This window comes from Avibacterium volantium (assembly GCF_900635775.1).
GTDB classification, from domain to species: Bacteria; Pseudomonadota; Gammaproteobacteria; order Enterobacterales; family Pasteurellaceae; genus Avibacterium; species Avibacterium volantium.
The window spans coordinates 1242980-1268228 of record NZ_LR134167.1; the positions used below are offsets into that span (position 1 = coordinate 1242980).

The following is a 25249-nucleotide window of genomic DNA, read 5'->3' on the forward strand; positions in this document are numbered from 1 at the left end:
TGTTGAAATAACGTTAGAAAAATAACATCTCATTAACAAACGAGGGTTATGTATGCTAACTTTTTCCTTAACCAGTGAACGCTCTCTTCTTTGTTCTTTACCACCGCCTGCAGAGCTACCAAAGCAACAACGTATTTGGCTTGTGGCGGAGCAAATGCGTCAGCAGCCCAATGTGCAAGAAGTGGTGGTAGGAATGAACAATTTCACCCTGTTTTATCATTTTGACACAAATCCCACCGCACTTGAGCAACAAGTCTTACATTATTGGCAGCAAAGCGAACAGCAAACAGAAACACGGCAAAGCCGATTAATCGAAATCCCTGTGCATTATGGTGGTGAATTTGGCGAAGATTTATTTGACGTAGCGAAATTTCATCACACCACGCCCGAAGAAATTATCCGCCGCCACACCGCGCCCACTTACACCGTTTTTATGATGGGCTTTCAACCGGGCTTTCCTTATTTAGGCGGTTTACCTGAGAATTTACATACGCCAAGACGAAAACAGCCAAGAACCAAAGTTCCCGCAGGTTCAGTGGGCATTGGTGGTAGCCAAACTGGCGTTTATCCATTCACTTCACCAGGTGGCTGGCAATTACTTGGCAGAACGGAAATGCCATTATTTGATATTCGCCAAGAACCGCCGGTGTTGTTAATGGCTGGTGATAACGTAAAATTTGTGGCGGAGAGTATAACCCTATGATTTATATTGAAAATATGTATGGCTTCGCCCATATCCAAGATTTAGGACGTTTTGGTTTTCGCAATTTTGGCATTGGACACGCAGGGGCAATGGACGCTTTAGCATTACAAGCAGGTAACCTTTTACTGGAAAATGAGCCTGATACCCCTGCTATTGAAGCGACACTAGGCGGTTTTAGCCTAACTTTCGATTGTGATACTCCTTTTTGCTTCACCGGTGCATTATGTGAAGCCTACCTTGATGACCAGCCGATTTACGCTTATTGGCGATACACGGCAAAAGCACGCCAACGTTTAACGGTTAAACGGATCACAATGAGGAATTACCTTTATCTTTGTGTAGCAGGCGGTTTCAGTGTGCCGAAAGTGCTAGGTTCTTGCAGCACCGATCTCAAAGCTGGATTTGGTGGTTATCAAGGGCGATTATTGCGTGCTGGAGATAACATAGCCACAGGCAAACGCGACACATTCCTTTCTACGATCAGCATTGAACCTATTGATTTTACCAATAAAATTCATCTCGTGCCGTCCTCCGAATTTGACCATTTCACCGCACAAAGTCAGCAAGTTTTCCAAAACCAGCCTTGGCGATTAGAAAAAAATAGCAGTCGAATGGGCTATCGTTTTAGCGGAGAACAAAAACTTAATCTCACTCAACCATTGGAAATGCTTTCTTACGCCGCACCAATGGGAACGGTGCAAGTGCCACCAGACGGAATGCCGATTATTTTAATGGCGGACACGCAAACTACGGGCGGTTATCCAAAAATAGCTTGTGTGATCGAAGCAGATCTCGGGCGTTTAGCACAAAATGCGTTAGAAAGTGCGGTGCATTTTTCTGTGATTTCTCATCAGGAAGCACGCGAACGTTATCAACAAAACCAAGATTATTTAGCTCGCATAAGGAGAAAAGTAAATGAAACACGTTGATTTAAATGTGGATTTAGCAGAGGGTTGCGGTAATGATCAACGCTTATTGCAGCTTGTTACTTCAGCCAATGTCGCTTGCGGTTTACACGCAGGGGATTTTAACGAAATGCGGAAAGCCATTCGTTGGGCAAAAGAGAACCAAGTACAAGTGGGTGCACACCCAAGTTTTCCTGATCGCGAAAATTTCGGTCGAACCAATATGCAACTGCCTGATGAAGAATTGAAAGCCTGCTTGCTCTATCAACTCGGTGCAATCAAAGCCCTTTGTGAAGCGGAAGCTGTGCCACTGGCTTATGTAAAACCGCACGGTGCGTTATATAACCAAGCAGCAAAAGACGAGGCACTTGCCACCCTGATCGCACAAACCCTAAAAGCCTTTGATCCTAAACTGAAATTAATGGGCTTATCGGGCAGTTTAATGTTGCAAGTGGCGGAACAACAAGGCTTAGGGGTGATTTCAGAAGTCTTTGCTGATCGTCATTATCTTGCAGACGGCTCATTAGTGCCGCGAACCCGCCCTGATGCAATGGTAGAAAATGATGACGAAGCCATCAGCCAAGTTCTGCAAATGGTGCTACAAGGCACTGTGCCAAGCGTTGATGGCGTAGAAGTGCCAATCAAAGCCGATAGCATTTGCTTACACGGCGATGGTGAACACGCCATTTCTTTTGCTGAAAAAATTCGTCAGGCTTTGACGGAACATAATATTCAACTGAAATCACATTAAACATAACATCAATTAATAACAAAAAATATACAGGAGTATTTTATGATTAAAAACCGCAGTGCATTACTGGGGGCAGCGTTCTTAATGGCAACGTCAGCCATTGGCCCAGGCTTTTTAACGCAAACTGCCACGTTCACCCAAACCTTATTCGCCAGCTTTGGCTTTGTGATTTTACTTTCCATTTTGTTGGATATTGGGGCTCAGCTAAATATTTGGCGAATTGTCGCCGTATCGGAAAAAAAGGCACAAGACATTGCAAATGCGGTTTTACCCGGAGCGGGCTATTTTCTTGCCGTATTGATTGTTATGGGCGGGCTTGCTTTTAATATCGGTAATGTTGGCGGTGCGGGGTTAGGGCTAAATATCCTAACCGGCTTGCCAGCAGAAACGGGGGGCGATTATCAGTGGTGCGATTGCTGTTGGTATTTTCTTGTTTAAAGAAGCAGGAAAAATAATGGATCGCTTTGCACAAGTGATGGGCTTTGTGATGATCGCACTGACCATTTATGTGGCATTGAATGCGAATCCGCCCGTTGCTGATGCAGTGGTACATACTTTTGTGCCAGAAAAATTAGATGTGATTGCGATTGTTACCCTTGTTGGTGGAACCGTTGGGGGGTACATCACCTTTGCAGGGGCGCATCGTCTATTAGATGCCGGAATTACGGGCAAAGATTCGTTGAAAGAGGTGAGTAAAAGCTCTATTTCAGCCATTCTTATCGCCTCAATTATGCGTGTCGTGCTGTTCCTTGCGGTGCTTGGCGTGGTTTCTCAAGGGGTAAAACTTGATCCAGCTAACCCAGCAGCAACGCCATTTTCTCACGTTGCAGGAAATATCGGGTTGATTATTTTTGGAATTGTGATTTGGGCAGCATCAATTACTTCTGTGATCGGCGCGGCTTACACCTCTGTGTCTTTCTTAACCACCTTCTCACCATTTATTGCTAAGCATAGAAATTGCTGGATTATTGTCTTTATTGTGATTTCTACCGCCGTACTTGCAACCATTGGAAAACCAGCACAAGTGCTTGTTTTTGTTGGAACATTAAATGGATTAATTCTTCCAATTTCACTCGGATTAATTTTACTTGCGGCACATCGTAGCAAAATTGTTGGGGACTACAAACACCCTGTTTGGATGACGGCAGCAGGGGCATTGGTGGTCATTTTAATGGCGGTGTTAAGCATTATGACTTTATCAAAATATATTGGTAATTTAATGGCTTAATTATTTTTCTCCATAGAAAAAGTGCGGTGATTTGATCTGCACCCCAAAAGTTGGACTAAACAACCAACTGATTAAGGTGCAGATTTTTTATGACTAAATATACTCAACGTTTCAAACAACAAGTGCTCGACTTTTATCATCAAAATGGAAAAAACCGTTCGCTTACTCGCCAGTATTTTCAGCTTCCCCAAAGCACGTTAGCACGTTGGATTGCGAAATTTAATCATAATGGAATCAATGGATTAGCTGTGTTAGGTAAAAAACGATATTATTCTGTTGAGTTTAAATTAAAGGTTATTCAAGCTATCAAAAAAGGCCAGTGCTCCGCTGAAGCCGCCTGCTTTCGCTTTGATATCCCCAGTTCAGGGATAATTAGTCAATGGTTGCAACGCTTTGAAAAACAAGGTATAGATGGGTTATTACTCAAACCTAAAGGTCGTCCAAGTATGAAACTCAACTCACCTAAAATGCCACCAACGCCCAAAACAGAAGAAGAACGCTTGCGTTACCGAATTTTGGAATTAGAAGCGGAGAATGCAATGCTAAAAAAGTTGCAGGAACTCAACCAACAAAAAATGCAGAAAAAGCCGTCATCGTAAATGCCTTACGCTCGCGTTTCCCGTTGGAATTGTTACTCAGGCTAATCGGATTGGCACGCAGTTCGTTCTTTTATCATCTCAAGCCAAAGTCGGATAAAAATGTAGCGATTTCACAGAAAATAGAGGAAATTTATCGCAAAAATGACGAAAATTATGGTTATCGTCGAATTACCTTGGAATTAAGGAAATACTTGATTATCAACCACAAAAGGGTGCAAGCGATAATGCAACGTTTGGGGTTAAAAGGAAAAAGTAAGCAGAAAAAATATCGTTCTTACCAAGGCAAAGTGGGACAAATTGCCGATAATCTGTTGCAACGGGATTTTACGGCAACGATGCCGAATGAGAAGTGGGTAACGGATATCACCGAGTTCAAATGTGCGGAAGGCAAAGTGTATTTATCACCGATTAAAGACTTGTTTAATAACGAAATTATTGCTTATGATGTGGCGAGAAGTCCGAATTTTGAGCAGATAACCAGAATGTTGACCCAGGCGGTGAACCGATTAGCGGGGGAAAAACCGATACTGCATTCCGACCAAGGATGGCAGTATCAAATGATGGGTTATCAGGAGATATTGAAAAAACACGGTATTAAGCAAAGTATGTCGAGAAAAGGTAATTGCCTTGATAATGGTGCGATGGAAAGCTTTTTCGGGCGATTGAAGACGGAATGTTACTTTGGCAAGCGGTTTGAAACCTTTGAACAGCTTGAAAAAGTGATTCACGAGTACATTCATTACTACAACAATGAGCGTATTCAAGTGAAGCTCAAAGGACTAAGCCCTGTGGAATACAGAACTCAGTCCTTGAATTAAATTAGAATATAGTCTAACTTTTTGGGGGCAGATCATTTTTTCACCGCACTTTTGTTTTTGTTGTATTTTTGTTTTTCTCTGCTTTTCATTTTTCACTGTTTTTCGTTTTTAGAATTTCTCTTTCCAATAACCAATCCATTCCTTCAACGCTTGCATATTAGCTGGCATTGCACTTGCTTGTGGGATAAAGTGCATTGGCGTTAAGCCATAACTTTCAGGCGTAACACCATTGCCTACACTTGCAGGAAGAACGCTAAACCCTTGTTTTTCAAATAGGAATTTAGCACGTTGCATATGCCATTGGTTGGTGACCAAAATAATACGCTGAATATGCCCTTTTTCTAATAACGCCTTAGTAAATTGGGCATTTTCAATGGTGGTTTTCGCTTTTTCCTCTAACCATCGAGTTGGTGTATGGAAAAATTCTTGTAGCTCTTTTGCCATTATTTTGGCTTCAGAATTGCCATTAGGCGTCCCACCTGTAATCAAAATCGGCAGCTGAGTTTGTTGATGTAAATAAGCCGCATAACGTAATCGTTCAAGGGGGATTGCTGGCACTGCAAGGCTGCCAAATAATTCGTTACTATCACGCAAACCGCCACCTAGCACCACAATTGCCTGCGCGGTTTTATAATCGGCAAGGCTGAGCGGTGTTTGTTTTGCTAGGCTATCTTGCAATTTTTGTGCAGTGTAAGGAATGCTGAACACATACAAAATGACAATGCCTAAAAGACCGCAAGCAAAGCTCAGTTTTTTATATTGTTTCTTCGCAAAAAATAAAGAAAAAATCCATAAAATCAATACATTAAATGGTGGAAGAATGATGGCTGTAATAAGTTTGGTGAGTAAATACATAAATAATTTTGAGCTAGACAACTTGCCGCTTAGCATAAAGGGCTTGTAATCTTTTGTAAAGATACTCAATCCTTTTGGAACTATGGGGCATTCTGTTTTAAAATAGCTCTTTTACGCTGATAAGCAGCTTTATAGGAAAGATGATTAACAATGAACGAAATTTTAGTTTCCCTTAAACAAGATTTAAAGCAAATCCTTGATGTAATCGTGGATAAAAATGATGTGCTGTATTTTGATTATCCGCTCCATTTAAACGTGGGGGATTTACTCATTTATGCGGGAACAGAAGCGTTTTTTCAGGATTATCAAATTAATATTCGGTTAAGACGTTGCTTACAAAGTTTCGATCTTGATGAAGTAAAAAAATATGTTAAACCCAACACCACCTTAGTATGCCACGGAGGCGGCAATTTTGGTGATCTCTACCCTGCCATTCAAGGAATGCGCGAAGCCTTGGTGCAAGCCTTTCCGAATAATCGCATCATTGTAATGCCACAAACTGCTTATTTTTCTAATCTCGAAGCGAAAGAAAAATCGGCAGCCATTTTTTCCGCCCATAAAGACTGCTATTTATTTGCGCGCGATCAGGCAACTTATCAATTAATGAAAGATCAGTTTTCTGATAAGGTTTTTCTATCGCCTGATATGGCCCACCAACTTTATGGTTCAGCATTATTAAAAAACCAAAGATCCAAAAAACAAAGTGCGGTGCAAAAATCGGCAGAAAAAAACTTATATTTTTTACGCAAGGACATTGAAGCAAGCCATTTGGAAAAAAATATCCAAGCCACATTACCAGAGAATGCCGAAATAAAAGATTGGGAAGATATTCTCACCACACAAGATAAATATTATGAACGTATTTGTAGTGGATTAGCGAAAGTCGCGAATAAATTTCATCAGCCTTGGTTAAAAAATGTGGTCAATCATTTATGGTATCGCCACAGTTTGGCGGTGATTGAACGCTGTAAAGGCATTTTCCAACACTATGATTTAGTGATAACAAGCCGATTGCACGGACATATTTTTTCTTGTCTGTTAGAAATCCCAAATGAAGTTTGTGATAATTCCTATGGTAAAAACTTAGGCTATTATCGCCAATGGACGCAAGGCCTTGATTTTGTGAAAGTTTATGAAGAATAAATCCTTTGCAAAACTGTTGATTACCACTTTCTTAACCACGGGACTCACAATGGTGAGTTCCTTTTTGCTTGCTCGTTTGCTTGCAGTTGAAGAACGTGGTGCATTACAACTTTTCATCACGTCCGTAACCTATGTGGTAACCATTGCCACTGGCGGCGTTGGGTTTTCTCTCGCTCTTTGTATGCGAAATAACCAATATCATTATTGGCGTTACTATTTTTCTGCTTTTTTATTATTTTCGGTATTGGTATCCAGCCTTTCACTTTTATTATTTAATATTACGTCATTTCATTATTTATTTATTTTAAATGTTATTTTAACGGCTATTTTTACGATTACTTTAGAAAAAAGTAAAATTGATGCCAATTTATCTATTTATCGCCTACTTTCTTTGCAGCAACCCATTTTAGCCGTGGGCTTATATGGCGGCTATTATTTTCTTTTTGGTGAACAACATTTAGAAAAAGTAGTTCAGCTCTTAACCATTTTAACTTGCATACAAGCTTTATTTGCGCTTTATGCCCTTAGCAAAATAGAAAAACAGTTTAAGCAGAAAGCGGAAATAAAGAACATTGTACCGAATTATTTCTTCAAAAATTGGTTAAAACAAAACTTGCTACAAACCTTTGGCGCAACAACGGTAAATTTAGATCGTTTTTTAATAGTCGCGTTAATGGGTAACTATACTTTAGGCTTATATACGGTTTGTATTGCCTTTGATGCCTTACTTACTCGTATAATAAATATGCTGGTAGATTATTATTATTCAGGTTTACTCAATAATCTAAATCGTATCCGTGCAGTGCTAGGGCTTATTCTTTTAATGGGAATAAGTGCGGTGGTAATTGTGCCATTTTTAGCTGAACCTGTTATTCATTTATTTTTTGGTAATGCTTATATAGAAGTTGCTCCGGTATTATTGTGGTTTATTATTAATTCATTATTAGCAGGGCTTTCTTGGTTATTATCACAAAATATGCTGATTTTAGGTAAGCAAGTATTATTATTTACACGCCAGATTATTTCTATTCTTGTTTTAGTGGGATTGTTTTTTGCCTTCAAAAATCAAGGGTTATATGGGGTAGCTTATGCGTTAATAGGGGCAAGTTTAGTGAGATTAATGATTTCACTCATTTACTATTATAAATTCCCGATAAAGACGAATAACTAATTTAAGTTGGATAAAATGAAAAAATTTCTTATTTCTTTAGATAAAGATCATCAACGCCGAGAACTCTTTTTTGCTCAGCCAAACACACAAGATTTCACGCTATTTAGTGCAATTAATACGATGCAAGAAACTCCAGAAAATCTTACCGCACTTTATGATCAAGAAAAGTTTTCTGAGCGCTATGGACGAAAGGTTACCAAAGGGGAAATTGGCTGCACATTAAGCCATTTGGCAGTATATCGTTTAATTGCCAATGATAAAAATATTCAAGACGATGAATATTGTTTAATTTGTGAAGATGATGCGTTGTTTAATCAAGATTTTCAACATCATTTAGATTGTTTACTCAAAGAAAATATTCAGGCAGATATTATTCTTATTGGCCAATCTAAAATTGATGATTTTAATCATTCTGAATTAGAAATTAACTATCCAACAACCTTTTCATTTTTACGCAATAAGATTGCGGGATCTCCATTTTGCTACGCCTATCCTTATCGTAACTATTTTGCCGGCACGGTAGCCTATTTAATTAAAAAATCTGCGGTAAAAGCCTTTTTAGCTGAAGAAAAACCTTATTGGCTGGCAGATGATTATATTTTATTTGAAAATAAATTTGCTTTAGATACGCAAGTGGTTCGCCCTTTATTGGCGATTGAAAATCCAAAATTAATGAGCAATTTAGAAAATGTGCGCGGCAGCATAACACATCATTTTTGGCAAAAGTTAATTAAATATCCATTAAAAAAATTACTTGCCATAACGCGTAACCTAAAAGGTGGAAAATAATGTCTGCATTGGTCAATTTATTTTATCTTTATGATCCTTGGTTGTTCCATTTTTTCCGAATGGCATTTTTTGTGGGGGGTATTTCACTCATTTACTTGGCTTATCAAGTAATAAAAAAACAACGCCCACAAGGTATTTTTATCCCGTTAGATAGCCTAATCGTAATTATCGCCTTGATTGCTTTAAGTGCAATTCCAATGTTGGCACACCACACGCAAGATTATTCTGTATTATTGCAATATAGCAAAACCTTAATTTTATTTATTTTTGCTATTGGAATTTATAATATTTTTTATTTTAATAACAATGGAAAAGCACTGCTTATTCGAGATTTAAAAATTGGTATTATGGTTCAATGGATTGTCGGTGTAACGGCATTAATGGGCATTGGTTTTATGGCAGACCTTGCCCTTTCAACCAATATTGTATTGCCACGTTTTTATGGTTCAGAGCAAGAATATCGTTTATATAATATTACGTCATCAGCATTCTTCCAATTAAGCGCTTTTTACATTCTTTTATTACACTTTTTATTAGCTTACAACAAAGCACATAATCAATTAAGTGCGGTGTATTTATTCTTAATTTTATGTATTGGATTAATTTCAGGCAGAACATTTTTACTACTTTCCATTGTTAGTATCGCCATTTATTTTAAATGGAAATACTTACCTGCTTTAGGCTTATTTGGATTACTCTGTTTAGGTTTAGCCATTTATTATCCCAAAAATCCTTATGTCGCCCACGCATTAGAACCATTGATTAATTTGATTAATCACCAAGGATTAAGTAGTTCATCAACAGACACATTAATGAAGCGTCATTTATTTATCCCAGAATTAAAACAAATATTATGGGGTGATGGGCGATATATTATGCCAAATGGAAAATATTATGGCTTAACAGACAGCGGTTTTTTACGCCAATTACTTTATGGTGGCATTGGTTATTTATCAGTTTGTTTTTTATTTACTGCTTATTTTGTACGTAAAGTAGCATTAAATTGGTTTAATGGAAGTTGGTTATTTACCTTATCCGCATTATTTATACTTTCTGTATTAAATGTTAAAGCAGATACTTATGCGTTTCCTGGAATAATGCTAGTGTTGCTAATGTTATTATCCTTATTTGGCCAACAAGGGAAAAATCTCTTCTTATTTAGAAAAGAAGGAAAACAAAATGTTTAGTATTATTGTGCCATCTTATAATAGGCAAGCAGAAATCCCTGCGTTATTAGCGAGTTTAACGCAACAAAGTGAGCATAATTTTGAAGTCATTATTGTTGATGATTGCTCGAAAGAAAAAGTGGTGGTAGAAAAAGATTATCCTTTTCGTGTAACCGTTATTCGTAATGAGCAAAATCAAGGTGCGGCGGAAAGCCGTAATATTGGAGCAAGAAATGCAACGCAAGATTGGTTGTTATTTTTAGATGATGATGATCGTTTTGAAAAGTCGAAATGTGAAATTTTAGCGCAGCAAATTACGCAAAATCCTGAAGTGAATTTTATTTATCACCCCGCAAAATGTGTAATGGTAAATGAAAATTTTAGCTATTTTACTCACCCTTTTGCACAACAAAAAGATCTCACATTGGATAGTATTTTATTAGCCAATAAAATTGGTGGAATGCCGATGATTGGGATTAAGAAATCTTTCTTTTTAGCTTTAGGTGGGCTTTCAACGCAATTAAAATCTTTAGAAGATTATGAATTTGTATTAAAAGTAATTTCATCACCTGAATTAAAGCCACTCTATGTTGATCAGGCTTTAACTGAATGTACTTTTCACACTCAACGTTCCAGTGTTTCAACCAATTTAACCAATACAGAACAAGCAATCGATTTTATTGAGAAGAATTATGTTAAAACACCAATACAGCAAAAAAACTTTGCCCTAAATTCATTTTATATGCTCGCCTATCCATATATTATGAATTTATCGCGCAAAGCAGGAATTTATTATTGGAAAATGTTTAAATTAAGCAAAAATATTAAACCGCTGATTATTGCGATCATCATTTTTATTTCACCGAAATTAGCTATTCATTTGAAAAGGTTCATTTAATGAAGTTCTCAGTTTTAATGTCCTTATATATTAAGGAAAATCCACAATTCTTGCGTGAATGTTTAGAAAGTTTGCGCTCGCAAACCTTGCTCGCAGATGAAATTGTCTTAGTGTTTGACGGTGCCGTTACGTCCGAATTAGAAAGTGCGGTGCAAAATTTTGTAGAATTTTTACCGCTAAAATTAGTGAAGTTGCCAGTAAATCAAGGATTGGGCAAGGCGTTAAATGAGGGATTGTTGCATTGTGCCAACGAATGGGTTTTCCGTATGGATACCGATGATATTTGCGATCCGCAACGTTTTGAAAAACAAGTAAATTTCATCAAGCAAAATCCTGAAACCATCATCTTTGGCGGACAAATTGCTGAATTTGGTGAGAATATGCAAGACATTGTGAGTTATCGCAATGTACCTACTCAACCTAAAGAAATTGTCGAGTTCACAAAAACGCGCAGCCCTTTCAATCATATGACCGTGGCTTATCAAAAATCTGCCGTACTCGCTGCTGGGGGTTATCAAGACATTCAGGAAGATTATTATTTATGGATTAACTTGGTGGCGAAATATCCGCAAAATGTAGCGAATTTGCCTGATATTTTAGTGTATGCTCGCGTAGGCAATGGAATGGTTTCTCGCCGCCGTGGCTTAGCGCAAGCAAAATGTGAGTGGAATTTATTTAAACTCAAACGCAACGTTAAATTACAATCCTCGATTTCAGGATTTATTGTATTTTTATTGCGTGTTTTACCACGTTTATTACCTGTTTCATTATTAAAAATCATTTATAAGTTTTTACGAAAATAATATTTTATTTTTTTTTAAGGAAAGTTATGTTTAACAAAAAATTAATTTTTACTTCATTATTTTCTGCGGTTTTATTATCTGCTTGCTCAAGTAGTCATTCTATTAAAGCAATAAGTGAAAATGCTCGATATAATAAACCTCGTACATTAAATAATTTTGATGATTATGTACAATTTTTAAAAGCCAAAGCCGCTGGACAAGGGGTTTCAAGTGCGGTGCTAAATGCACAACAAAATATTCAATATATTCCTAAAGCAGTGGCATTGGATAAACAACAAGCGGGGAAAATAAAAAAACGTAACCCGAATGAACCAAGAGTATTCAATCCTAATGGGGTAACGAATTATCTTAATCGCGTACTGACCACAAATAAGGTAAATGTTGCTGAACAACGCTATTGGGAACAATTACCGCAATTAGAAAAGGCGAGCAAAAAATTTGGCGTACAAAAAGAATATTTAATGGCGCTATGGGGAATGGAAAGTAGCTTTGGTTATTATCAAGGTTATTATGATGTGCTTTCTGTATTAGCCACCCTTGCCTTTGATGGCCGCCGTGAGCCGTTATTTAGTAAAGAATTTATTGCCGCAATGAAAATGTTAGAACGCGATCATATCCAGCGCCATAAAATGAAAGGCTCGTGGGCTGGCGCAATGGGGCAAACGCAATTTATGCCAAGTTCTTACCTGAGCTATGCGGCAGACGGTAATGGTGATGGTGAGAAAGATATTTGGAAAAATCACTATGATGTTTTTGCGTCTATCGCTCGTTATTTGCATACTGTCGGTTGGGACGATAAATTGCCGTGGGGCGTGGAAGTGCGTTTAAATCAATATATTAGCCCAAGTTTAGCGGGCATTGAAAAGCACAAAGCGCGTTCACTGCAAGATTGGCAAGCTCAAGGCGTTGAACTTAAATCGTTCAACTCAGAAAGTACACAAAATCTCACCGCACTTTCCCACGCCAAATTATGGCTTGTGCAACCAGACGGTGAAAATGGTCGCGCTTTCTTAGTTTCAAACAACTTCCGCACCTTGCTTGATTGGAATCGTTCTAATTATTTTGCGGTCAGTATTGGAATGTTTACAGATCGGATTAGGGCGAGAGTGGGGGAGTAAGCTGCTTAAAATAGGTTGTAGCATTATGTGTTACAGAATATAATTTACTGCGAATTTGAGGCAGAGGATAATAAGTGATAATTTCATTTAATCATAAAGGGTTGGAAAAGTTCTATCGAACAGGTAATACATCTGGAATTATTGTAAATCATGCGAAAAAATTAGCAAGGATACTAGATCAGCTAGACAGTGCTAAATTTCCTCAAGATATGAATATCCCCGGTTGGAATTTACATCCTCTCTCAGGTAATTTAGCTAATCATTGGAGCGTAAAAGTAAATGGGAATTGGCGAGTTACTTTTAGGTTGGAAAATGGTCATGCTGAAATTGTTGATTATCAAGATTATCACTAGGAGATTATGATGAATATGTACTATCGCCCACATCCAGCAGAGGTCATTAAAGAGGATATTTTACCTGCACTAGGTTTAACTGTAACTGAGGCGGCGAAACAACTTGGGGTAAATAGAGTAACCCTTTCTCGCTTGCTTAATGGAAAATCTTCTATTACGGCTGAAATGGCGCTTAGACTTCATATCTGGCTAGGAGAAAATAGCCCTACGCCAGAGAGTTGGCTACATAAGCAAGCAAATTATGATTTATGGGTCGCTGAGAGGAAAGGAACGAAATTCAATATTATTCCAGCCTATCAAACTATCTAAAATCTCTCCTGAAGTGTGGTGCTTCAGGAGAATTTTTATCCCTTCATCGCCTTAATATGAGATTTTAACGTCTGTTCAATTTCATAAATCCAATCCAATTCAAATTGAGTGAAACCGGCTTGGATACGGGCATCGGTGTTGATTGCTCCTTTGAAAATAACAATGCGGTATTTACGCAATAAATCGCTGAAACATTGCATTGCGTCCAGCCCTCGTTTGGCAGAAAGGGCGTGATACCAATGATTGCCAATGGAAACGTGGCCGATTTCATCACGCAAAATAATATCGAGAATTTTCACCGCATCAAAATCTTTGCGCTGTGCGATTTTTTCTTGCATTACCGGTGTGGCGTCCAAGCCCCTTGCTTCTAAAACGCGTGGCACTAACGCCATTCGTTCCCAAATATCGTGTGCGGTGGCTTGTGCCATTTCCCATAATCCAGCGTGCGCTTCAAAATCGCCATATTCATAGCCTAAGGTTTTTAAGTGATTGTTTACTAAAGTAAAATGTGTGCTTTCTTCATACGCAACACGCAACCAATCACGGGCAAAGGCTAACCCTTCGCCTAATTCTTTTTCTGCTTCACGAGCAAATCGCCAAGCTGCATCTAAGCCTAAATTGATCGCATTAAATTCAATATGCGCAATGGCGTGCAAAGTAGCAGCATAGCCTTCTTGTGTGGCAAAAGAACGTTTTGGCACGGCGTGCGGTGCAACCAATCTTGGTTTATCAGGAAAGGCGGCGATTTCTTGATCTTTGCTTACTGTTGGGAAGTCCGCCAATTCAGCTTGCTCAATGCGAGGCAAAAGCTCGGTATATAGGGCATTTACTTGCTCACATTTTTTCGCAGGCTCTTTTTCTTGTAAGGCGTGCGTAACTTGATCCCAAAGTTGTGTCATTAAAAGTGCGGTCATTTTTTTCCTTATTTTTCGCTAAATCGAATTAAACCTTCTTGCTGTGTGGTGGCAATTAAACGCCCTTGACGATCAAAAATTTGTCCCCGTGATAATCCCCTTGCACCAAAGGCGTTAGGGCTTTCAATGGCGTAGAGTAGCCAATCGTTAAGATCCCCAGCACGATGAAACCAAATAGAATGGTCGATAGTGGCTAATTTCATTCCTGTTTCTAAGAAGCCTTTTTGATGTGGGTGAAGGGCAGTGAGTAGCGGATGAAAATCAGAAAAATACGCCAACAAACATTGCTGAATGACACGATCTTGCGGCACTTCACCATTGGCTTTCACCCAAACATATTGCTCAGGCGGTAAGAGCGTGCCTTGAAAAGGATTATTTATATGTTGAGTACGAATATCAAAAGGGCGTTCGGCAGTAAATTTATCGCGAATTGGCTCTGGGATATATTGTGCCAATTTTTGCAATGCCACACTTTCAGCCATAAAGCTGTCTGGTTCGCCCACATTTGGCATTGAAGATTGGTGATCAAAGCCTGCTTCTTCCATTTGAAATGACGCGGTAATGTGGCAAATGGCTTGATTATGCTGAATGGCTTTCACTCGCATTGCAGTGAAATGATGTCCTTCACGCAACACTTCCACATCATAAATAATCGGGTGCTGACTATCACCAGGGGCAAGAAAATAGGCGTGGCAAGAATGCAACACGCGATCTTGCGGCGCAACTTGAATCGCCGCAGAAAGCGCTTGCGCCACCACTTGCCCACCAAACACTTGGCGCAAACCTAAATCTTGGCTTTGCCCACGAAAGAGAAAATCATCAAGCTGTTCTAGCTTAAGTAAATCAATAAGCTGGTTGAGTACCACAGACATTTTATCTACCTTTTAATAAAAATAAGTGCGGTGTATTTTACGGGAATTTTCAATGGTAAGCTAATTTGAACAGGAGGTTTGGTAAGGTATTTGAGATAATCTATGAATTAACAAAGAGTGATAAATCAAGTGTGGTGTAAAATTTTCCAAAAATTCACACCGCACTTGTCATTTTATTCAAACACCGCCCAAATTGGCGCGTGATCGGAAGGTTTTTCCATCGCGCGAATATCCAACGCAATGCCTGTATCTGTGCAGCGTTCGATTAAATTATTGCTTGCCAAAATATGATCAATGCGTAAGCCGCGGTTATCATCAAAGCCTTTTGAGCGATAATCAAACCACGAGAATTTATCATTAACTGTCGGGTTTAAGTGGCGGAAAGTATCTGTTAAACCGTAGGCATATAAGCGGTTATACCATTCTCTTTCTTCAGGTAAGAACGAGCATTTTCCGGTACGCAACCAGCGTTTACGGCTTTCCTCACCAATGCCAATATCCAAATCACTCGGGCTGATATTCATATCACCCATAATAATAATCGGATTGTCTTTATTGTGATCTTGCTCTAAATAGCGTTGCAAATCCGCATAGAATTTTTCTTTAGCAGGGAATTTTGTTTCGTGCTTGCGGCTTTCCCCTTGTGGAAAATAGCCGTTTATCACCGTGAGCAAACCAAATTCTGTTTCCATTTCCGCCATAATAATGCGTTTTTGTGCGTCCGCTTCATCTGTTGGGAAGCCTTTGTGAATAGCCTTTGGCGCTTGTTTCAATAAAAATGCCACGCCATAATGCCCTTTTTGCCCGTGGTGATAAACGTGATAACCCAAGTGTTCCACCAACGCATAAGGGAAATCTTCATCTGCCACCTTTATTTCCTGCAATCCCAAAATATCGGGCTGATACTGTTCAATAATGGCTTCAAGCTGATGAGGTCTTGCTCGTAATCCATTGATATTAAAAGACATTACTTTCATTCAATACGTTCCTAATTGTTCATTTATAAAAATCAGACGGGCATTATACTAAGGTTTGCAAGATTTCAAAAATGATAAAAAATTTCACCGTACTTTGTTTTGTCATTTATCTATTGATTTATATCAGTAAATTGGCACACAAACTTCTTTATGATAATTCCATTTGCAAATAACAGATTAGGATAAAAATGGAATTGACGCGGGCGTGCTTGGTTGATGAGCAAAAACAATTAATAGAGTGGGATAGTTGTGTAGGGAAAGCGTATTTTGAAATGCTGCCCCAGCTTATTGATTATGCTCAGGCTTTACTTTCTTCCAAGCGAGATAGCCTGTGTTTTTATTATCAAACAGAAAATAATCAATGGCTTAATGTACGTTTACAACGTTATAAGCAGAGTTTTACCTTACTGACAGCCCAGCAAACTCAGTTGCCTTTTGAGCTGAGTAAGCGAGAAATTGAAATTCTCACCTTGCTCAGTAGTGGACTAAGCAATGTAGAAATTTCTCAACAGCTTTTTATTAGTGAACGTACTGTTGCCAAACACGTTGAGCATCTTTTTCAAAAAACAAAAATTGAAAATCGGACTAGCTTGGCGGTGTTTGCGGTAACTGAAAATCTGTGCTGTTTGCCAACGCCGGGTGATTTATCGCAATCTATTTTAGCAACGTATGAAATTGAAAGCCTTGCGAAAGGGGTAAAACTGCCGCAAAAAGCACCGCACTTTATTCATTCAACAATGACTTATCCAATTACTATTGGCGTGCCTTATGTGGAACAAGGAATTGGTAAGCTAGATACGCAAGAATTATGCAACGGCTCACGATTAGCAGTGGAAATGATCAACCAACAAGGTGGGATTAATGGGCGACAAGTGCGGTTAGAAACGGTAGGATTTTGCGTTGATGATCCGCAAAGTATCCATCAAGCATACCAACAATTATTAGATAAAGAAGTTGATGCGATTTCTGCGAGCTATGCCTGCTATTCTCCTGATTTACACGACTGGATTGCCAGTAAAGGGATTCCCTATATTCATCTTGCCACACATAGTGATTTGGGCAAATCTCATCACAATCAGATAAAAAATATTTTTCAGGCGTGTGCCAGCGATATTAACTATGGGGCAGGGGTTGCACGTTTTATTCGAGCTTATCAATTCCATTATCCGCAAGTGATGAAAAATAAAAGGATTTTAGTGATTACAGTTAAATGGCAAAAAATCAATATAGGTATTGAAAATCTTATCTCTCAATTACGTCAGGAACATTGGCAGGTCGATGTTTTGACATTAGAAAAATCTCCACAAGTTTTTGATTATGCGATGAAACAAGTGTGCTATTTTGATCCCACTTTAATCGTGTTTGCTTCTTATTTTGCGGAAGATATTTTGCAATTTTATCAATCTTTTATCCAAAATCCGATTAACGCGATTATTTATAGTATTTACGCACCTTCGGTATTTTTACCGCAAGAACAACAGTGTGAGGGCGTATTGTGGGCAAGTACCACAGGGCTGAGTATGACTTATGCAGGACGCAAATTTTGCCAAGATTATCAACGATTTTTTGATCATCAACCCAGTTATTCACAAGCGAGTGTCGCTTATGATCAAATTCAAATTCTTGCCAATGTTTGGCGACATAGCACTTCCCCAAGGGCGTTTAAAGAAGTCATTAATGGCATTCGTTCCTTAGCTTATACAGGGGTAAATGGCACTTACTATTTTGGTGGAGAAGTGCAAGCAGGGCTGACTTATCCTGATAACACCCAAGATCTTTCTATTAGCCAACCTCATTTACTTTTTCAGATTCAACAAGGAAAAAGCACGGTGATAGCACCTGACGTTTTTGCTGAATCTGTCTTTAAGTTGCCTCATTGGTTTCGGATTTAGTTCCTTTCTTTTGCGATAAATCAAACTTTCTAATACTTATTAGGTAAATACGTAACTTTACGTATTGAGATCCCCTATTCTAAATTTATAATCCCAACCATTATTTCTACCTATTTTGATGTATCTGTTTGATGTGGGGGAGCTATGGCGAAATTGAATAAGAAATTTGTATTAGGTGGTTTGTTTGGCATGTTGCTTGGTGTGGGCGTGTTTGCGGGAACGCAATATGCAATGAAAGCCACCAGCAGCACTGAATTTTGTGTGAGCTGCCATTCTATGGAAATTCCAAAGGAAGAATGGGAAGGAAGCGTACATTTTTCTAATCGCAAAGGTATTCGTGCGGAATGTGCAGATTGTCATATTCCGCAAGATTCCGCATTTCATTATGTGAAAACCAAGGTGATGGCGTTAAAAGATGTGTGGAATACTGTTGTGGTCGATAAATTGCCAGATCAAGAAGCCTATGAAACTCATCGTTTAGCAATGGCGAAACAGGTTTGGGCGGAGATGAAAGAAAACGATTCGGCTACTTGTAAAAGTTGTCATAGTGCTGAAGCAATGGTGCTTTCAGAGCAATCAGAAGCCGCGCAGAAAATGCATAAAATAGCACAGGAAACCAATCAAACGTGCATTGATTGCCATAAAGGCATTGTACATTTTATGCCTGAAATGGACGTTGATAACCAAGAAGCCAGTGGTGAGTTAAGTAAACACGGTGGGGAGTTTAGCCCACAGGATAAAACCTTATATAGCCTCGCGATGAGTAATGTCAATATTGCTGATGGAGGCAGTATTCGCCTAATGCCTTATGCGGAATTAACCGATTGGAAAGCTTCGGGTGATCAAGTTTCAGCGACGATCACAGGCTGGCAGCAAGCCGGGGCGGAAAGCATTCTTTATATGGATTTAGGTAAACGCATTATGGTGGCGTTATTGGAAGATGTGCCGCAAGATAAAATGCAGGTGCTACGTTCTGTTTATGATGAAGTTACCGCTTCCGATTGGAAGGAAGTCCGTTTGCAAATTAATGCACCGAAATCTATTTTAACGGCAAATTTGACCGCACTTAATCAATTTGGTCACAATTTGAATGAAACCTATTGTAGCGGTTGCCACGCCGCAATTGGGGCAGATCATTACACCGCGAATCAATGGATTGGTGTGGTGAACTCAATGAAAAATCGTACATCAATGTCAGCAGATGATGTCCGCACACTCACCATTTATTTACAACGTAATAGTAAGGATAAAGTGGGCGCATCACATTAATAGTTTCCATTTGGAATATCGCTAAAATTATTTAGCACTGGTTTGACACCGAGCTTGTGATCCTAAGTCGAAAGATATGGAAGCAATGCCTGCAACTTGATTGCACAATGGTATGGTTAGAAATGATTATGCCACTCGTTTTAGAAAGGTGTCGTAAGTTAAACTCATAGCATTTTATAAGTGCGGTGCAAATTTTCAGAATTTTCCCCAGATATAAAATGCCGTGGAAAGTCATACTGAGGTGAACAATGAAAAAACAAGACAACATTAATGCAAGTCGCCGTGATTTCATTAAACATTCTTCATTAGGTCTTGCAGGAACATCTTTATCAGGTGGGGTAGTAGGATCGTTGGTATCTTCTAAAGCAGTGGCGGCAGAACAAAGTACGGTGGTTACTGCGGCACACTGGGGGCCTTTAGGCGTAGTTGTGGAAGACGGTAAAGTGGTGAAGTCAGGCCCTGCGATTCCCGCACCTTTAACCAATGAATTGCAATCTGTGGTTGCCGATCAGCTTTATAGCGAAACCCGTGTTAAATATCCAATGGTGCGTAAAGGCTATTTAGAAGGTAATAAAGATACCAGCTTGCGTGGACGTGATGAATGGGTGCGCGTATCTTGGGAGCAGGCGTTTGATCTTGTGGCAAAAGAGATAAAACGGGTGAGAGATAGCTATGGTGCAACAGGGATCTATGCTGGCTCTTATGGCTGGTACAGCTCAGGCTCACTACACGCAGCACGTACCTTGCTACATCGTTACCTTAACGTAACGGGTGGTTTTGTTGGCTCAAAAGGGGATTATTCTACCGGGGCTGCACAAGTGATTATGCCGCACGTTTTAGGCACAATTGAAGTTTATGAGCAACAAACCAGCTGGGAAACCATTTTAGAAAGTTCAGAGATTGTTGTGTTATGGTCGGCAAATCCACTCACAACCTTACGCATTGCGTGGACATCTACGGATCAAGAGGGCTTAGCCTATTTCAAAAAATTAAAAGAGAGCGGCAAACGCATTATCTGTATTGATCCTGTGCGTAGCGAAAGTTGCGAATTTTTAGGTGCTGAGTGGATCCCGATTAATACAGCAACTGACGTGCCACTAATGCTAGGGATTGCACATACCTTAGTGAGCGAAGACAAGCACGACAAAGCCTTCTTGAAAAAATACACCTCAGGCTACGATAAATTTGAAGAATATTTATTAGGCAAAACAGATGGGCAGCCAAAAGATGCCACTTGGGCAAGCAAATTAACTGGCGTACCAGTAGAGGTGATTAAGCAACTTGCCAATGATTTTGTGACTAAACGCACAATGTTAATGGGCGGTTGGGGAATGCAACGCCAACGCCACGGTGAGCAAAGCCACTGGATGATGGTCACGCTAGCTTCTATGCTTGGACAAATTGGTTTACCGGGCGGCGGCTTCGGCTTTAGTTATCACTATGCCAATGGTGGTGTGCCAACTGCAACAGGCGGAATTTTAGGTTCGATCACCGCAAATCCAGCCGTACAAGCAGGGGAAAAAACGTGGCTTGATGAAACATCTAAAATGGCATTTCCTGTGGCACGGGTGGCAGATGCTTTACTTAACCCCGGCAAAACGATTCAATATAATGGCACGGAAATTACCTATCCCGATATTAAATTAGTTTATTGGGCAGGTGGTAATCCATTTGTACATCATCAAGATACCAATACCTTAGTGAAAGCCTTCCATAAGCCAGATACCTTTATTGTGAATGAAGTAAACTGGACTCCAACGGCACGAATGGCTGATATTGTATTGCCTGTAACCACAAGTTATGAGCGTAACGACTTAACAATGTCAGGCGATTATTCAATGATGAATATCTACCCAATGAAACAAGTTGTGCCACCGCAATTTGAAGCGAAAAGTGATTATGACATCTTCACCGAATTAGCCAAGCGTGCTGGTGTGGAAGAACAATTCACCGAAAATAAATCGGAAATGGATTGGTTAAAAGGTTTCTACCAAACGGCATTTGATGCGGCACGTAAAAACCGTGTATTAATGCCTAAATTCGAGAAATTCTGGGAAGAAAATAAACCGATTACTTTCAAAGCCAATGAAAAAGCGAAAAAATGGGTGCGTTATGAAGAGTTCCGCAATGATCCGTTGTTGAATCCATTGGGTACACCATCAGGTAAAATTGAAATTTATTCTGATGTGGTAGCCAAAATGAATTATGACGATTGCAAAGGCTATCCAAGCTGGATGGAACCGGCAGAATTTGCTGGCAACACCACAGCAGAAGCACCTTTAGCTTTAGTTACGCCACACCCATATTATCGTTTGCACAGCCAGCTTGCACATACTTCATTACGTCAAAAATATGCCGTGAATGATCGCGAGCCAGTGTTGATTCATAAAGATGATGCGGCAACGCGTGGTATTGTTGATGGTGATATTGTGCGAATTTTCAATTCTCGCGGACAAGTGCTTGCCGGGGCTGTGGTTACTGATGGCATTATCAAAGGCACGGTCGCCTTGCACGAAGGGGCTTGGTATGATCCTGCGAATCTTGGACAATCGGATAAACCATTGTGTAAAAATGGCTGCCCGAATGTGCTTACTCGCGATGAAGGCACGTCAAAACTTGCACAGGGTAACTCGCCAAATACTTGTATCGTACAAGTAGAAAAATTCACTGGCGAAGCACCAGCCGTAACGGTGTTTAAACAACCGAAACAATCGGCGTAATTCCCCGGTAAACATAAAAAATCATTGAAAAGTGCGGTGGTTTTTGGTGAATTTTTTTAGATTAGCCACAATGTTCTAGTCGTTATAACCTAAACTGGATCGTATCGTTTTGCTAATCTTCCAGAAAAATAAAACTCAGTGATGAGCTGAGTTTTATGCCGACTAATGAAGAGCGGTACTTTTTTTATGAATTTCCAACAAATTTTCTTCTTTTTTTGGCATTTGTAGATAAAAGCCTTGTTGTTGGATTTTTTCTAGCACTTCTTGGTTATCTGCGTTGACGAGCGATTTTTCACCTTTAAGATTAAATAGCATCACAAAAATAGGCGTGCCGAAACTGTCGCGCAGGGTTTCGGGAATTGGGGAAAAATCATCGCGTTTGGCAATGTATAAATACATTCCTTCTTTTTTCTTACTTTTATAAATAGCGCAGAGCATAAGGCTTCCTATTATCCAGCTTGTTTATTTTTGCGTGATTTTTTCCATTTCCACAATACAATCAGGGCCACTACGCCGATAATGGCGTAAATAACGAATTGCCCCTTGTGGATTTGCTCATTCAACCAATCTAAATTACTTGCGCCAAAATGCCCTAAATAAACCCAAATTGGCACAGAAATTATGGCAGCCAAAAAATCAATCAGCACAAAACGGACAAAACTTACACGGCGGGTAATCCCTGAAACCATATAAATTGGCGCTCTTAAGCCGGGGAGAAAACGGGCGGTGAAAAGGACGCGATTACCATATTTATCAAATTGCGAACGCACCATTTGTAAGCGTTTTAAGGTAAGCATTTTGCGAATTGGGCGGAAACGCAAGATTTTTACCCCATAAGCGCGGCCTAACCAATACATCGTGCTGTCGCCGATTAACACCCCCAACATACTCACCACTAACATAATATGCGGATTGGTATAGCCTAAGCCAGAAATGACGCCGCCTGACACAAGGGTAATATCTTCAGGAATTGGCACGCCGAAACCACAGATGATCAAAACAAACAAAACAGCAAAGTAGCCGTAGTCAGTAAAAAAGTTGATTAAAAATTCCATATCAAATCCGCATTTAATTTGCCAGAATGGTTAAGTTCAAAATGCTGATTATTGTAACTTTTTTTGCGAAAATAGCCATTAAAAATATGGCAATAAGCAGATTTCTATTTGCCTTAAGGTCGGGCATTGATTATAATCTGCGGTCTCAAAGATTTCTTTGAGCTTGATTTTGTGAAATCGCTGGGTCGCCTGCGATTTTTTCGATTAACTTTTTATTAAAGAGAATACAATTATGTCATTCAAATTTAACGCTGAAGTGCGTACAGCGCAAGGTAAGGGTGCGAGCCGCCGCCTGCGTCATAATGGTCAAATTCCTGCAATCGTTTATGGTGGGAATGCAGAACCTGTTTCAATCATCTTAAACCACGATGAATTAAACAACGCTCAAGTACACGATTCTTTCTATTCAGACGTGATCACTTTAGTGATTGATGGTAAAGAAGTGGCTGTGAAAGTACAAGCAATGCAACGCCACCCATTCAAACCAAAATTAGTTCACATCGACTTCAAACGCGTTTAATTTTGCGTTGAATAAAAAAGCACCTTTTTGATCTGCCCCCAAAAAGTTAGACTATATTCTAATTTAATTTTAATTCAAGGACTGAGTTCTGTATTCCACAGGGCTTAGTCCTTTGAGCTTCACTTGAATACGCTCATTGTTGTAGTAATGAATGTACTCGTGAATCACTTTTTCAAGCTGTTCAAAGGTTTTAAACCGCTTGCCAAAGTAACATTCCGTCTTCAATCGCCCGAAAAAGCTTTCCATCGCACCATTATCAAGGCAATTGCCTTTTCTCGACATACTTTGCGTAATACCGTGTTTTTTCAATATCTCCTGATAACCCATCATTTGATACTGCCACCCTTGGTCGGAATGCAGTATCGGTTTTTCCCCCCGCTAATCGGTTCACCGCTTGGGTCAACATTCTGGTTATCTGCTCAAAATTCGGACTTCTCGCCACATCATAAGCAATAATTTCGTTATTAAACAAGTCTTTAATCGGCGATAAATACACTTTGCCTTCCGCACATTTGAACTCGGTGATATCCGTTACCCACTTCTCATTCGGCATCGTTGCCGTAAAATCCCGTTGCAACAGATTATCGGCAGTGTGTCCCACTTTGCCTTGGTAAGAACAATATTTTTTCTGCTTACTTTTTCCTTTTAACCCCAAACGTTGCATTATCGCTTGCACCCTTTTGTGGTTGATAATCAAGTATTTCCTTAATTCCAAGGTAATTCGACGATAACCATAATTTTCGTCATTTTTGCGATAAATTTCCTCTATTTTCTGTGAAATCGCTACATTTTTATCCGACTTTGGCTTGAGATGATAAAAGAACGAACTGCGTGCCAATCCGATTAGCCTGAGTAACAATTCCAACGGGAAATGCGAGCGTAAGGCATTTACGATGACGGCTTTTTCTGCATTTTTTGTTGGTTGAGTTCCTGCAACTTTTTTAGCATTGCATTCTCCGCTTCTAATTCCAAAATTCGGTAACGCAAGCGTTCTTCTTCTGTTTTGGGCGTTGGTGGCATTTTAGGTGAGTTGAGTTTCATACTTGGACGACCTTTAGGTTTGAGTAATAACCCATCTATACCTTGTTTTTCAAAGCGTTGCAACCATTGACTAATTATCCCTGAACTGGGGATATCAAAGCGAAAGCAGGCGGCTTCAGCGGAGCACTGGCCTTTTTTGATAGCTTGAATAACCTTTAATTTAAACTCAACAGAATAATATCGTTTTTTACCTAACACAGCTAATCCATTGATTCCATTATGATTAAATTTCGCAATCCAACGTGCTAACGTTCTTTGGGGAAGCTGAAAATACTGGCGAGTAAGCGAACGGTTTTTTCCATTTTGATGATAAAAGTCGAGCACTTGTTGTTTGAAACGTTGAGTATATTTAGTCATAAAAAATCTGCACCTTAATCAGT

At 39.4% G+C, this 25249-nt stretch carries 23 protein-coding genes, 2 pseudogenes and 1 riboswitch; of the genes and pseudogenes, 18 read left to right on the forward strand and 7 right to left on the reverse strand.

The genetic code is table 11. The annotated features are described in order from the left end of the window. The first annotated feature begins 52 nt into the window (after positions 1-52). From pxpB to ELZ61_RS06050, 5 genes and pseudogenes are all read left to right on the forward strand, one after another. Entirely contained in the window at positions 53-703 is a 651-nt protein-coding gene (gene pxpB, locus ELZ61_RS06030; protein ID WP_126372172.1) for a 5-oxoprolinase subunit PxpB, read from the forward strand. Then, entirely contained in the window at positions 700-1632 is a 933-nt protein-coding gene (locus ELZ61_RS06035; RefSeq protein WP_126372173.1) for a 5-oxoprolinase subunit C family protein, read from the forward strand. Before pxpB ends, ELZ61_RS06035 begins: the two co-directional genes overlap by 4 nt. Beyond that, positions 1619-2359 (forward strand): 5-oxoprolinase subunit PxpA, encoded by a 741-nt coding sequence (gene pxpA, locus ELZ61_RS06040; protein WP_126372174.1) that lies wholly within the window; start codon positions 1619-1621, stop codon positions 2357-2359. The genes ELZ61_RS06035 and pxpA overlap by 14 nt, the downstream gene beginning before the upstream one ends. A 42-nt stretch (positions 2360-2401) precedes the next feature. Then, positions 2402-3587, forward strand: a pseudogene (locus ELZ61_RS06045) (NRAMP family divalent metal transporter). A gap of 89 nt (positions 3588-3676) precedes the next feature. Next, positions 3677-5004 (forward strand): IS3 family transposase gene (locus ELZ61_RS06050; RefSeq protein WP_126372175.1). Its coding sequence is split into 2 segments (ribosomal slippage): positions 3677-4127 and positions 4127-5004, totalling 1329 coding nucleotides; the frame shifts between segments, so codons are not numbered across the junction. A gap of 108 nt (positions 5005-5112) precedes the next feature. On the opposite strand, the gene ELZ61_RS06055 is transcribed toward ELZ61_RS06050, so the two are convergent. Next, complete coding sequence (locus tag ELZ61_RS06055; protein WP_126373610.1) at positions 5113-5859, reverse strand: YdcF family protein; 747 nt, start codon at positions 5857-5859, stop codon at positions 5113-5115. 150 nt (positions 5860-6009) lie between these two features. Here ELZ61_RS06055 and ELZ61_RS06060 point away from each other — a divergent pair, with 150 nt between their 5' ends. The 9 genes from ELZ61_RS06060 (at position 6010) to ELZ61_RS06100 (ending at position 13609) form a co-directional block, all read left to right on the forward strand. After that, positions 6010-7002: a polysaccharide pyruvyl transferase family protein gene (locus ELZ61_RS06060; RefSeq protein WP_126372176.1), complete on the forward strand. Its 993-nt coding sequence runs from the start codon at positions 6010-6012 to the stop codon at positions 7000-7002. Next, the gene (locus ELZ61_RS06065; protein ID WP_126372177.1) at positions 6992-8173 is read left to right on the forward strand and encodes a lipopolysaccharide biosynthesis protein; all 1182 of its coding nucleotides are present in this window, start codon (positions 6992-6994) and stop codon (positions 8171-8173) included. The genes ELZ61_RS06060 and ELZ61_RS06065 overlap by 11 nt, the downstream gene beginning before the upstream one ends. Before the next feature lie 15 nt (positions 8174-8188). Next, positions 8189-8962, forward strand: coding sequence for a glycosyltransferase family 25 protein (locus tag ELZ61_RS06070; protein WP_126372178.1), 774 nt, complete (start codon positions 8189-8191; stop codon positions 8960-8962). Continuing rightward, the gene (locus ELZ61_RS06075) at positions 8962-10149 is read left to right on the forward strand and encodes a hypothetical protein (protein ID WP_126372179.1); all 1188 of its coding nucleotides are present in this window, start codon (positions 8962-8964) and stop codon (positions 10147-10149) included. Before ELZ61_RS06070 ends, ELZ61_RS06075 begins: the two co-directional genes overlap by 1 nt. Continuing rightward, positions 10142-11026 carry a glycosyltransferase family 2 protein gene (locus tag ELZ61_RS06080; RefSeq protein ID WP_126372180.1) on the forward strand — a complete coding sequence of 295 codons (885 nt, stop codon included), beginning with the start codon at positions 10142-10144 and terminating at the stop codon, positions 11024-11026. Before ELZ61_RS06075 ends, ELZ61_RS06080 begins: the two co-directional genes overlap by 8 nt. After that, positions 11026-11829: a glycosyltransferase family 2 protein gene (locus ELZ61_RS06085; protein WP_126372181.1), complete on the forward strand. Its 804-nt coding sequence runs from the start codon at positions 11026-11028 to the stop codon at positions 11827-11829. Before ELZ61_RS06080 ends, ELZ61_RS06085 begins: the two co-directional genes overlap by 1 nt. Positions 11830-11855: 26 nt before the next feature. Further along, a complete protein-coding gene (locus ELZ61_RS06090; protein WP_126372182.1) occupies positions 11856-12947 on the forward strand; it encodes a lytic murein transglycosylase in 1092 nt (363 codons plus the stop codon). A gap of 74 nt (positions 12948-13021) precedes the next feature. Then, positions 13022-13300, forward strand: coding sequence for a type II toxin-antitoxin system RelE/ParE family toxin (locus ELZ61_RS06095; RefSeq protein WP_103852606.1), 279 nt, complete (start codon positions 13022-13024; stop codon positions 13298-13300). 9 nt (positions 13301-13309) lie between these two features. After that, positions 13310-13609: a HigA family addiction module antitoxin gene (locus ELZ61_RS06100; RefSeq protein WP_103852605.1), complete on the forward strand. Its 300-nt coding sequence runs from the start codon at positions 13310-13312 to the stop codon at positions 13607-13609. A gap of 35 nt (positions 13610-13644) precedes the next feature. Here the strand turns inward: ELZ61_RS06100 and ELZ61_RS06105 are convergent, their stop codons facing one another. The 3 genes from ELZ61_RS06105 to xthA all read right to left on the reverse strand — a co-directional run bounded on the left by ELZ61_RS06105 (position 13645) and on the right by xthA (position 16372). Beyond that, positions 13645-14523, reverse strand: a complete 879-nt coding sequence (locus ELZ61_RS06105; protein ID WP_126372183.1) for a ferritin-like domain-containing protein — start codon at positions 14521-14523, stop codon at positions 13645-13647. Positions 14524-14531: 8 nt separating this feature from the next. Beyond that, a complete protein-coding gene (gene tesB / locus ELZ61_RS06110; RefSeq protein WP_126372184.1) occupies positions 14532-15395 on the reverse strand; it encodes an acyl-CoA thioesterase II in 864 nt (287 codons plus the stop codon). Positions 15396-15568: 173 nt separating this feature from the next. Continuing rightward, the gene (xthA, locus tag ELZ61_RS06115) at positions 15569-16372 is read right to left on the reverse strand and encodes an exodeoxyribonuclease III (protein ID WP_126372185.1); all 804 of its coding nucleotides are present in this window, start codon (positions 16370-16372) and stop codon (positions 15569-15571) included. A 188-nt stretch (positions 16373-16560) separates the two neighbouring features. Between xthA and ELZ61_RS06120 the strand changes: the two genes are divergently transcribed. From ELZ61_RS06120 to torA, 3 genes are all read left to right on the forward strand, one after another. Then, the gene (locus ELZ61_RS06120; RefSeq protein ID WP_126372186.1) at positions 16561-18264 is read left to right on the forward strand and encodes a LuxR C-terminal-related transcriptional regulator; all 1704 of its coding nucleotides are present in this window, start codon (positions 16561-16563) and stop codon (positions 18262-18264) included. Between the two features lie 144 nt (positions 18265-18408). Continuing rightward, on the forward strand, positions 18409-19533 hold the full coding sequence (locus ELZ61_RS06125; protein WP_126372187.1) for a NapC/NirT family cytochrome c: 1125 nt from the start codon (positions 18409-18411) through the stop codon (positions 19531-19533). Positions 19534-19567: 34 nt separating this feature from the next. Then, positions 19568-19700, forward strand: a riboswitch (molybdenum cofactor riboswitch). An 81-nt stretch (positions 19701-19781) separates the two neighbouring features. Continuing rightward, the gene (gene torA, locus ELZ61_RS06130) at positions 19782-22253 is read left to right on the forward strand and encodes a trimethylamine-N-oxide reductase TorA (protein ID WP_126372188.1); all 2472 of its coding nucleotides are present in this window, start codon (positions 19782-19784) and stop codon (positions 22251-22253) included. A 162-nt stretch (positions 22254-22415) separates the two neighbouring features. On the opposite strand, the gene ELZ61_RS06135 is transcribed toward torA, so the two are convergent. Both ELZ61_RS06135 and ELZ61_RS06140 read right to left on the reverse strand, forming a co-directional pair. After that, positions 22416-22691, reverse strand: coding sequence for a YcgL domain-containing protein (locus ELZ61_RS06135; RefSeq protein ID WP_126372189.1), 276 nt, complete (start codon positions 22689-22691; stop codon positions 22416-22418). An 11-nt stretch (positions 22692-22702) separates the two neighbouring features. Continuing rightward, entirely contained in the window at positions 22703-23308 is a 606-nt protein-coding gene (locus ELZ61_RS06140) for a DedA family protein (protein WP_126372190.1), read from the reverse strand. A gap of 232 nt (positions 23309-23540) precedes the next feature. On the opposite strand from ELZ61_RS06140, the gene rplY reads away from it, so the two are divergent. Then, positions 23541-23828 carry a 50S ribosomal protein L25 gene (rplY, locus tag ELZ61_RS06145; protein WP_103852596.1) on the forward strand — a complete coding sequence of 96 codons (288 nt, stop codon included), beginning with the start codon at positions 23541-23543 and terminating at the stop codon, positions 23826-23828. 69 nt (positions 23829-23897) lie between these two features. Here rplY and ELZ61_RS06150 read toward each other — a convergent pair. Next, positions 23898-25226 (reverse strand): annotated as a pseudogene (locus ELZ61_RS06150) (IS3 family transposase). Positions 25227-25249 lie beyond the last annotated feature (23 nt).